2 protein-coding genes are annotated in these 727 nt (G+C 45.8%); both read right to left on the reverse strand.

Features of this window, described 5'->3' with window-relative positions:
- The coding region (locus tag ACQY5R_RS18215) for a transposase (RefSeq protein WP_428610709.1) at positions 1–280 on the reverse strand (280 nt) is incomplete at its 3' end.
- Positions 281–489: 209 nt separating this feature from the next.
- On the reverse strand, positions 490–727 hold a 238-nt coding region (locus tag ACQY5R_RS18220), incomplete at its 5' end, for a hypothetical protein (RefSeq protein ID WP_428610710.1).

Raw genomic sequence — 727 nt, forward strand, 5'->3', positions numbered from 1 at the left:
CTTCCAGTTTGTTGATATAGGCTGATTGTCGGCCGTTTATACGTTTCATCAATCGAGAAAGCGCCTTAGCATCATTACCTGGTTCGGCAATAATATGAATATGGTTGGTCATCAGGCACCACGCATACAGCTTTACACCCAGCTCCAGCTTCCATTCCCTTAAGTTTTCCAAATAGAACTGGTAATCTTGGTCAGTTACAAATACCGCATTTCGATTATGCCCTCTTTGTACAATATGGTGTGGGCAATTGGGCACCAATACTCTTGCCTTCCGTGGCATAGAAGTCTCCGTATTAATTCAAAAAATAAATGCGCCCCCTTTTTCCTTGTTCCCTGGCATAGCAATCCCCGTATTGAGTTAGAAAAAATAGTTGCGTCCCCTTTTCTTGCTGGTTGCGTCCCCTTTTTCCGGTAGCAACCCGTATAACTTCATGAAAATAAATGCGTCCCCTTTTATTTGCTGTGGGGATTGCCCGTTCCCTTTTCTCTTTAAAGGCCGACTTTGAAAATATGACAATAGTCCTTTGAGGAACCGCTCCAGCGTCTATCCTGGTCACCCTCAATGGATATTTGCTCCCCTCCCGCTCTGGCTGTTAGTAGCACGGAGAGGGCAAAATTACTGCCAGCCTCGTTTGAGGACATCCAGTAGCCATCGGCACAGCCTGCAGACGGGGAATTCACTTTTACGACTACATCGCCTGTTCCATACTCACTATAGGAGTCAATG

This window comes from Sedimenticola sp., assembly GCF_050289425.1.
Taxonomy (GTDB): Bacteria; Pseudomonadota; Gammaproteobacteria; order Chromatiales; family Chromatiaceae; genus Sedimenticola.